This is a genomic window from Mycobacterium sp., assembly GCF_046091765.1.
Classification (GTDB): Bacteria; Actinomycetota; Actinomycetes; order Mycobacteriales; family Mycobacteriaceae; genus Mycobacterium.
This window is the reverse complement of record NZ_JBJTCF010000003.1, coordinates 23,203-30,096: the sequence shown is the minus strand read 5'-3', so window position 1 is coordinate 30,096 and position 6,894 is coordinate 23,203. Positions and strand designations below refer to the sequence as shown.

8 protein-coding genes are annotated in these 6,894 nt (G+C 72.3%); 5 read left to right on the top strand and 3 right to left on the bottom strand.

Annotation, left to right across the window (positions count from 1 at the left end; all coding sequences use genetic code 11):
• A partial coding sequence (locus tag ACKOB8_RS00335) for a hypothetical protein (RefSeq protein ID WP_526374480.1) occupies window positions 1–745 on the top strand: 745 nt, incomplete at its 5' end.
• A gap of 1 nt (window position 746) precedes the next feature.
• Entirely contained in the window at window positions 747–1,898 is a 1,152-nt protein-coding gene (locus ACKOB8_RS00330) for a cystathionine gamma-synthase (protein ID WP_526374478.1), read from the top strand.
• Here ACKOB8_RS00330 and ACKOB8_RS00325 read toward each other — a convergent pair.
• The 3 genes from ACKOB8_RS00325 to ACKOB8_RS00315 all read right to left on the bottom strand — a co-directional run bounded on the left by ACKOB8_RS00325 (window position 1,890) and on the right by ACKOB8_RS00315 (window position 3,685).
• Window positions 1,890–2,549, bottom strand: coding sequence for a GPP34 family phosphoprotein (locus ACKOB8_RS00325; RefSeq protein WP_526374476.1), 660 nt, complete (start codon window positions 2,547–2,549; stop codon window positions 1,890–1,892). The two genes, ACKOB8_RS00330 and ACKOB8_RS00325, sit on opposite strands and share 9 nt — an antisense overlap.
• Before the next feature lie 16 nt (window positions 2,550–2,565).
• On the bottom strand, window positions 2,566–3,060 hold the full coding sequence (greA, locus tag ACKOB8_RS00320) for a transcription elongation factor GreA (protein WP_526374474.1): 495 nt from the start codon (window positions 3,058–3,060) through the stop codon (window positions 2,566–2,568).
• A 205-nt stretch (window positions 3,061–3,265) separates the two neighbouring features.
• Window positions 3,266–3,685 carry a DUF4307 domain-containing protein gene (locus ACKOB8_RS00315; RefSeq protein WP_526374472.1) on the bottom strand — a complete coding sequence of 140 codons (420 nt, stop codon included), beginning with the start codon at window positions 3,683–3,685 and terminating at the stop codon, window positions 3,266–3,268.
• Between the two features lie 94 nt (window positions 3,686–3,779).
• On the opposite strand from ACKOB8_RS00315, the gene mca reads away from it, so the two are divergent.
• From mca to ACKOB8_RS00300, 3 genes are read left to right on the top strand one after another with little or no spacing between them, the layout of a single operon-like run.
• Window positions 3,780–4,652, top strand: a complete 873-nt coding sequence (gene mca, locus ACKOB8_RS00310; RefSeq protein WP_526374470.1) for a mycothiol conjugate amidase Mca — start codon at window positions 3,780–3,782, stop codon at window positions 4,650–4,652.
• The gene (locus ACKOB8_RS00305; protein WP_526374468.1) at window positions 4,649–4,903 is read left to right on the top strand and encodes a hypothetical protein; all 255 of its coding nucleotides are present in this window, start codon (window positions 4,649–4,651) and stop codon (window positions 4,901–4,903) included. Before mca ends, ACKOB8_RS00305 begins: the two co-directional genes overlap by 4 nt.
• Window positions 4,887–6,893 carry a thioredoxin domain-containing protein gene (locus ACKOB8_RS00300; RefSeq protein WP_526374466.1) on the top strand — a complete coding sequence of 669 codons (2,007 nt, stop codon included), beginning with the start codon at window positions 4,887–4,889 and terminating at the stop codon, window positions 6,891–6,893. The genes ACKOB8_RS00305 and ACKOB8_RS00300 overlap by 17 nt, the downstream gene beginning before the upstream one ends.
• Window position 6,894 lies beyond the last annotated feature (1 nt).

Below are 6,894 nucleotides of genomic sequence, written 5' to 3'. Positions count from 1 at the left end.
GCCCCCGGGGTGGGGCTACCCCCCGCCGCCGGGCGTTCGGCCCCCCTTCAGCATCGGTGACGGTTTCTCCTGGGCGTGGAACAAGTTCACCAAGAACGCCGCACCGCTGGTCGTGGCGACCCTGGTGTTCGGACTCATCCTGAGCGTGCTCGGCTCGCTCAACGGGCCGCTGCTGCAAGCTGTTTCGCCGGAGAGCTTCACCACCACCGACGGCTCCGGCGGTTTCGCGACGACATCCACGCCGAGCCTCAACGGTGCCGGGTTCGCGGTGCTGGTGCTGTCGTCGCTGCTGCTGTCGGTGGTCGGCGGCGCGCTCGCGTCGGCCTGGTATGCCGGGCTGCTCGACATCGCCGACGGCAGGCCGGTCACCATCGCCTCGTTCTTCCGGCCCCGCAACGTCGTTTCGGTCGTGGTCGCCGCGATCATCATCGGCATCCTCACCCAGATCGGCATCGCGCTGTGCGTCCTGCCGGGATTGATCGTGGCGATCTTCGTGATGTTCACCAGCGCCGCCACCGTCGACCGCACCCTCTCGCCGATCGACGGACTCCGGACCAGTGTCGGCATCGTGAAGGCCAATTTCGGTTCGGCGCTCGCGGTCTGGCTGACCTGTCTGGCCATCATGGTCATCGGTGCCCTGCTCTGCCTCGTCGGGCTGCTGGCCGCCGCCCCGATCTCCTACCTGCTGCTGGTGTACGCCTATCGCACGCTCAGCGGCGGGTCGGTCGTGCCGGCGACGCCCTAGCGTGGCCGACAACCGCCGCCGGCGCGGATTCGCCACCACGGCGATCCACGCCTACCGTCCGGATCCGGCCACCGGGGCGGTCAACGTCCCGATTTACGCCAGCAGCACCTTCGCCCAGGACGGCGTCGGCAACCTGCGCGGCGGCTACGAGTACGCCCGCACCGGAAATCCCACCCGCACCGCCCTGGAGTCCGTGCTCGCGGCGGTCGAGCAGGGCCGCTTCGGGCGTGCCTTCGGCTCAGGCATGGCGGCCAGCGACTGCGCGTTGCGCGCGGTGCTGCGGCCCGGTGATCACCTCGTCATCCCCGACGACGCCTACGGCGGGACGTTCCGGCTGATCGACAAGGTGTTCCGGGAGTGGGGCGTGGCGCACACCGCGGTCGCACTCGCCGACCTCGACGCCGTGCGCGCGGCGATCACCGCTCAGACGCGGCTGATCTGGGTCGAGACGCCGACCAACCCGATGCTCTCGCTCGCCGACATCGCCGCCCTCGCCGACATCGGTCACGCGGCGGGGGCGAAGGTGTTGGTGGACAACACCTTCGCCTCGCCCGCCCTGCAGCAGCCGCTGACCCTGGGCGCCGACATCGTGCTGCACTCCACGACGAAGTACATCGGCGGCCACTCCGATCTGCTGGGCGGCGCGCTGGTCACCGACGACGCCGAACTCGACGAGCAGTTCGGGTTCCTACAGAACGCGGCCGGTGCGGTGCCCGGCCCGTTCGACGCCTACCTGACCATGCGGGGCATCAGGACGCTCGAGGTGCGCATGCAACGGCACACCGAGAACGCCACACAGATCGCGCACTTCCTGGCCGGTCACCCCGCGATCAGCCGGGTGCTCTACCCGGGACTTCCCGACCACCCGGGACATGACATCGCCAAGCGCCAGATGCGCGGCTTCGGCGGGATGGTGTCGGTGCGGATGCGCGGCGGCGCGCAGGCCGCCCGCGAACTGTGTTCGCGGACTGAGATTTTCATCCTCGCCGAGTCGCTGGGCGGGGTGGAGTCGCTGATCGAACACCCGGGTGCGATGACGCATGCCTCGACTGCCGGTTCGCAGCTGGAGGTGCCCGACGATCTGGTGCGGCTGTCGGTGGGCATCGAGGACCCCGCCGACCTGCTCGCCGACCTCGACGGGGCGCTAGCGTAGCGCCGGCAGGATCGCGCCCGCGCTGACCGCAAGGTTGTGCTGCGCGACGTCCGATCGATCCGCCCAGCCGCCCGCGGCGATCGCGGCGGCGCTTGCCCGCGCGTGGTGCATCCCGGCCGCGTCGAGGGCGAAGACCGCCCCGAAGCCGTCGACGGCGTCGAGCAGCCCGGCCAGGGCGGCGGTCACCGGGTCCGGGCGGCGCTGCTCGAAGAGGGCCGCCGCCAGCGCGCCGCGGGCCGCGCCGGCGCGGGCGCGGTCGGTCAGCGGCCACCGGTAGGTGTTGCGGCGCACCCGATGCGCGGTCAGCGACACCTGGTGCAACTGCCCGGTGCGCAGCATCTGGTCGAGCACGTCGTCCTCGGCGCGCCCGCGCAGACCGGCGATCGCCGCTGACGCGCGCAGCGGGCCGCGCTCGAGCAGTGCCAGCGCCGGCCGGACGGCCGGGTCGAGGGGGAGCGGTCCGCTCAGCGCGAGCAGCTCACCGGGCGGCGCGGGATCACCGGGCAGTGCCGGGCGCAGCCGGCACTGGAGGGCCAGGTCGAGTAGCAGGGCGGCGGCCAGGGCGCGGCCGCGCGGGCGGCGCTCGAGGGCGGGCTGGGCGGCGGGGTTGTCGAGCAGCAGAAGCAGCAGATCCTCGGCGATGCGCGCCACGGGGTCAGGACAGCACTCAGGAGTGGTAGGGCTCGGCGCTGACCAGCGTGACCTTCACCGTGTTGCCGTTGGGCACCGTGTAGGTGCGGGTCTCGCCGACCTTCGCATCGAGCAGAGCCGCGCCCAGCGGCGAGTTCGGCGAGTACACCTCGAGTTTGCCGTCGCCGAAGACCTCCTGGCGGGTGGCGATCAGGAACGTCTCGGTGTCGGTCTTCACGCCGTCGTAGTACACCGTGACGACCGAACCGGGCAGCGCGACGCCCGACTGGGTGGGCGCCTCGCCGACCTTGGCGGTGTTGAGCAGCTCCTGCAGCTGACGGATCCGGGCCTCCTCCTGGCCCTGCTGCTCCCGGGCGGCGTGGTAACCGCCGTTCTCCCGCAGGTCGCCCTCCTCGCGGCGGTCGTTGATCTCGGCGGCGATCACCGGACGGTGGGCGATCAGCTGGTCGAGTTCGGCCTTGAGCTTGTCGTAGGCCTCCTGCGTCAGCCAGACCACCTGGGTGTCGGTCATCGTCGCGCTCCTTCACCGATCGTCCCGCGGTTTCGCGGTGGGCCCCTCGCCGCTGCGGGGACTCGCGGGCGTTCCGCGTGTGCATCTCCGCGCCGCGTGCCCGCGTACGAGAGCGCGGTCCCCAAGTCGGGAACCGCGTTTGTCCAAGTGTAGCACCGCCGGACCCGCCGGAACGGGGTTTTCGCACGTCGGCGGCGTGCGCGGGCTAGCGGGCGGACAGGTAGCCGGGCACGTCGAGGCCGCATCCGTAGACGCCGCCCGCCACCGACGGCAGGTAGGTCCTGACCTCGGTGCTGACCTGCACGGTCCGGGCGTCAGAGGCCGCCACCACCACCTCCCGGCGTCCCGTCTCGGCGCGATCCGGCGACAGGGCCCGCACGATGCACACCGCGGGCCGCGCGGGGTCCTTTCGGGTCACGCTGATCGTTACCCGGACCGTCTGGTCGTCGAGGACCTCGAAGCCGGCGAGTTCGCCCTTGGCGTCCACGCTGCCGTAGCGCAGGTAGGCCGCCGTGGCCATGGTGGCAACGCCCACGGTGAACAGCACGCCCAGCACGATCGCCAGCCGTCGGCGCGTCACGGCCGGCGCCGCCGCGCCGTACCGCGACGACGGGGAGTTGCTCACCAGTTCTGGGACCCCCGCTTGGGATGGGACTATCAGGTGAGGAACTATATGCCGGTACACGCGCGCAGGCGCGGGAGAGCAGGTAGCGGAAGTCGTGGCCGAACTTCGGTTGATGGCGGTGCACGCCCACCCGGACGACGAGTCGAGCAAGGGCGCGGCAACCCTGGCGCGCTACGTCGACGCCGGTCACCGCGTGCTGGTCGTCACCCTCACCGGCGGCGAACGGGGCGACATCCTCAACCCGTCGATGGACCTGCCCGACGTGCGGGGCCGGATCGGCGCGGTCCGCCGCGGCGAGATGGCCACCGCCGCCGAGATCCTCGGGGTCGAACACCACTGGCTGGGGTTCATGGACTCCGGGTTGCCCGAGGGCGACCCCCCGCCGCCGCTGCCCGACGGATGCTTCGCGACGGTGCCGCTGGAGGAACCGGTCGCCAAGCTGGTGGAGGTGATCCGCGAGTTCCGGCCGCACGTGATGACGACCTACGACGAGAACGGCGGCTACCCGCACCCCGACCACATCCGCTGCCATCAGGTGTCGGTGGCCGCCTACGAGGCCGCCGGCGACCACCGGCTCTACCCGGACGCCGGGGTGCCGTGGTCGGTCAGCAAGCTGTACTACACCCACGGGTTCCTGCGTCACCGCATGCAGTTGCTGCAGGAGGAGTTCGCCCAGAACGGGCAGGAGGGGCCCTTCGCGCGGTGGCTGGAGCACTGGGACCCCGAGCACGACGTGTTCGCCCAGCGGGTCACCACCCGGGTGCACTGTGCGGACTACTTCGGTCAGCGCGACGAGGCGCTGCGGGCGCACGCCAGCCAGATCGACCCCGACGGCTGGTTCTTCGCCGCACCGCTGGAGTGGCAGCGGCGGCTGTGGCCGACCGAGGAGTTCGAGCTGGCCCGGTCGCGGGTTCCCGCCGTGCTGCCCGAAGACGACCTGTTCGCCGGCATCGAGGTCTTCGAATGACGGGGTTCGCGCCGCTCGACGCGGTGCTGCTGATTCTCGCCGAGGGTCAGGACAACACCGGACCCGACTTCGGCAAGGCCAGCCCGATCGGGCTGCTCGTGGTGGTGCTGCTGTTGATCTGCATGTTCTTTCTGCTGCGGTCGATGAACCGGCATCTCAAGAAGGTCCCCGACCGGTTCGACCACCAGACCGGCGAGGGCGGGGCCGAGGAGACCGGCGAGCAGGACGCCCCGCGTGACTCCGGCGGCTAACGAACTCGCCGACGCGGCCAGTCCGTACCTGCGCCAGCATGCCGACAACCCAGTGCACTGGCAGCAGTGGACGGCCGGGGCGCTCGCCGAGGCGGCCGAGCGCGACGTCCCGATCCTGCTGTCGATCGGCTACGCCGCCTGCCACTGGTGTCACGTGATGGCCCACGAGTCCTTCGAGGACGAGACCGTCGCGGCGGCGATGAACGCCGGCTTCGTCTGCATCAAGGTCGACCGCGAGGAGCGTCCCGACCTCGACGCGGTGTACATGAACGCCACCGTCGCGCTGACCGGCCACGGCGGCTGGCCGATGACCTGCTTCCTGACCCCCGACGGGCGGCCGTTCTTCTGCGGCACCTACTACCCGCGCGCGCAGTTCCTGCAGCTGCTCGCGGCGGTCACCGAGACGTGGCGCGACCGGCGCGGCGACGTCGAGCGGGCCTCCGAGGAGATCACCGGCCAGTTGCGCCGGATGGCCGCCGGGCTGCCCAGCGGGGGAGCGGAGATCGGACCGGCGCTGTGCGACGCCGCGGTGGCCGCGGTGCTGCGCGACGAGGACACCGCGCGCGGCGGCTTCGGCGGCGCGCCGAAGTTCCCGCCCTCGGCGCTGCTGGAGGCGCTGCTGCGGGCGCACGAGCGCACTCGGTCCCCGGTCCCGCTAAAGGCGGTGCGCCGCACCGCGTCGGCGATGGCCCGCGGCGGCATCTACGACCAGCTCGCCGGCGGCTTCGCGCGCTACAGCGTGGACGCCGACTGGGTGGTGCCGCACTTCGAGAAGATGCTCTACGACAACGCCCAGCTGCTGCGGGTGTACGCGCACTGGGCGCGGCGCGACGGCGATCCGCTGGCCCGGCGCGTCGCCGCCGAGACCGCGCTGTTCCTGCTCGACGAACTCGTCGATCGCGACATGTTCACCTCCTCGCTGGACGCCGACACCGAGGGCGTGGAGGGATCCACCTACGTGTGGACGCCCGCGCAGCTACGGGAGGTGCTCGGTGACGACGACGGGACGTGGGCGGCCGAGCTGTTCGCGGTCACCGAGCGGGGCACGTTCGAACACGGCACCTCGGTGCTGCAGCTGCCGGCCGATCCGGTCGGTCCCGACGGTGCCGAACGCTTCGCGCGGGTCCGCGCCGCGCTGCTGGCGGCCCGCCGGACCAGACCCCAGCCCCCGCGCGACGACAAGGTGGTCACCGGGTGGAACGGACTGGCGATCACCGCGCTCACCGAAGCGGCTGTGGCACTGGGGGATCGGCGGCTGATCGAGGTGGCCGGACGCTGCGCCGCCGCACTGCTGGAGCTGCATCTGGTCGACGGGCGGCTGCGCCGGGCGAGCCTGGGTGGCGAGGTCGGGCAGAGCGCGGCGATCCTGGAGGACCACGGCATGCTCGCCACCGGGCTGCTCAGCCTCTACCAGCTGACCGGCCAGGGCCGGTGGCTGCAGGGCGCCACCGAGCTGATCGACCTGGCCGTCGCGCACTTCGCCGACCCGGACCGGCCCGGCCGCTGGTTCGACACCGCCGACGACGCCGAGCAGTTGATGGTCCGGCCCGCCGATCCGGTCGACGGCGCCACGCCCTCGGGCGCATCGTCGATCGCCGAGGCGCTGCTGACGGCGGCCCACCTGGTCGACGCCGAACGGGCCGCGCGGTACGGGCCGCTGGCCGCCGAGACACTGCTGGCGCACTCGGTGCTGCTCGCGCGCGCCGCGCGCTCGGCGGGGCACTGGCTGGCGGTGGCCGAAGCCGCGGTGCGCGGCCCACTGCAGGTCGCCGTGGCGACCGCCGACCCGGCGTCTGAACTGCTGAGCGCCGCGCGCCGGCTGGCGCCGGGCGGCACCGTGGTCGTGGGGGGACCGCTCGACTCGGGGCCGCTGCTGGCCGGACGTGACCGGGTCGGCGGGGCCGACGCCGCCTACGTCTGCCGCGGGCGGGTGTGCGACCTGCCGGTGACCGGCGTCGCGGAGCTGTCGGCGGCTCTGGGTGTGCCGTAAC

What these genes read in the sequence shown, in the direction of transcription:
- greA (WP_526374474.1), bottom strand. Translation starts at nt 3,060, where the DNA reads ATGACCGACACCCAGGTGGTCTGGCTGACGCAGGAGGCCTACGACAAG.
- ACKOB8_RS00305 (WP_526374468.1), top strand. Translation starts at nt 4,649, where the DNA reads ATGACGGGGTTCGCGCCGCTCGACGCGGTGCTGCTGATTCTCGCCGAG.